The sequence below is a fragment of the Loktanella sp. DJP18 genome (assembly GCF_049310965.1).
Classification (GTDB): Bacteria; Pseudomonadota; Alphaproteobacteria; order Rhodobacterales; family Rhodobacteraceae; genus Loktanella.
The window spans coordinates 1-1,902 of sequence record NZ_JBMERN010000287.1; the positions used below are offsets into that span (position 1 = coordinate 1).

Consider the following 1,902-nt stretch of genomic DNA (forward strand, 5'->3'; position numbering starts at 1 on the left):
GAAGGAAATGCCCCAGACGTTCTCCAGCAGCATACTGCGGGTCTGGATACGGCCCTTGCGCCTCAGCAGATGCTCCAGAATGGCGAATTCACGTGGCAACAGGTCGATCTTCTGGCCCGCCCGCATCACGTCACGGCTCACGAGATCCATGCTCAGATCACATCCTCTGAGGGTCGTCTCGCGCGCCAGCGTGTGCGGACGCCGGGCCAGCGCATGGATACGGGCCGAGAGTTCACCGAAGGCAAAAGGTTTCACAAGGTAATCATTGGCGCCGGCGTTGAGGCCTGCGATCCGGTCTTCGACCGATCCCATGGCGGTCAAAAACAGGACCGGCGTGCGGTTTCCGATCGCGCGCAGGGATCTCACCAGCGTCAGCCCGTCGATTTCGGGTAGCATCCAATCGACGATCATGACGTCATGGTTCGTGCCGGTGGCCTGCACCAGCCCGTCACGGCCATTGTCGACCAGATCGACCGTATGGCCTTCCTCGCGCAAGCCGCGGGCGACGTATTGGCTGGTGGTTCTGTCGTCCTCGACCACGAGTATCTTCATCGCGTTCCCCTCCGCCATGGCAGCTCCCTTTCAGGGTGGGGCCATTGACCCGATTGGCAAGAGAAAGGCCCCGCCCCGTTAGGGGGCAAGGCCGGACCCTGTTGTTACATCGCAGCCAGGTCTTGCGGCGGCACACACTACTCATCGAAGGTTTGCCGCAGCTCTGTCAGCCTCAGGCGGCTTTCTTGGCCAGATCGCCTACGGTGACGTCGATGGTCATCTCTTTGCCATCGCGCCATACGATGGCCTTGGTATCGGACCCTGGCGTCACATCAGCCACGGCGCGGGTCAGGTCGCCCACATCGGCAATGTCCTTGTCGGCGAAGGTGAGGATGATGTCGCCATCCTCGAGGCCTGCTTCGGCGGCGGGGCTGTCTGCAGTCACATCCTCGATCACCGCGCCCTTAGGCGCATCGTACCCCAGCACGGACGCAATCTCTTCGGTCATGGGCTTGATCTGGACGCCCAACCAGCCGCGGGCGATGGTGCCGTCGTCCTGCAGATCGGTCACGACTTTCTGGACCAAATCGGAGGGCACTGCAAAGCCGATGCCTACGGACCCGCCACCGGGGCTGAAAATCATCGTGTTAACGCCGATGACTTCGCCATCCGCGTTGAACAGCGGCCCGCCCGAGTTGCCGCGGTTGATGGCAGCATCCGTCTGGATATAATCGTCGTAAGGACCCGATTGAATGTCACGCGACACGGCCGACACGATGCCGGAGGTCACGGTGCCGCCCAGACCGAAGGGGTTGCCGATGGCCACCGCTTCGTCGCCGGCGCGCACGGTCTCGCTATCGCCCCATGGCACGGTAGGAAGGTCAACGTCTGCAGTGATCTTAATCAGGGCAATATCCGTTAGTGGGTCGGTGCCAATGACTTCGGCATCATATTCCTTGTCGTCGTTCAACTTGACCTTGACGGTCTCAGCCCCGTCGACGACGTGGTTATTAGTGACGATCAGACCGTCCTGAGAGATAATAAAGCCCGACCCCAGCCCCTGCGCGGGTGCACTGTTGTTGTCTTGCCCCTGGTCGGGGAACATCGGACCAAAGCGGCGCTCCAGTTCCTCGCGCGGGAAGCCCGGCGGCAGCGCGTCGGCAAGGGACTGGGTGTCCTGCGCCTTCCCGGTAACTTCGATAAAGACGACGGCAGGGGCCAACGTCTCGACCAGATCGCCGTAGCCGCCGACGGGGACCGCCAGTGCTGTAGTGGGGGTCATCGTGATGGCGGCAGTGCCGGCCAGTGCAGCGGCCAGTGTAACGCCAGCAATGTGCTTGCGGATCGGGGTATTCATAAGGGGGATTCTCCATCCTTGTGATGTGTGTCTGAGGATGCATATGGGCCTTG

2 protein-coding genes are annotated in these 1,902 nt (G+C 61.8%); both read right to left on the reverse strand.

Going from position 1 to position 1,902, the window contains the following annotated elements:
- On the reverse strand, positions 1-552 hold a 552-nt coding region (locus ACOI1H_RS25235; RefSeq protein ID WP_422441039.1), incomplete at its 3' end, for a response regulator transcription factor.
- 172 nt (positions 553-724) lie between these two features.
- A complete protein-coding gene (locus tag ACOI1H_RS25240) occupies positions 725-1,849 on the reverse strand; it encodes a Do family serine endopeptidase (protein ID WP_422441038.1) in 1,125 nt (374 codons plus the stop codon).
- Positions 1,850-1,902 lie beyond the last annotated feature (53 nt).

Coding starts and splice junctions, on each gene's coding strand:
- ACOI1H_RS25240 (WP_422441038.1), bottom strand. CDS start 1,849: ATGAATACCCCGATCCGCAAGCACATTGCTGGCGTTACACTGGCCGCT.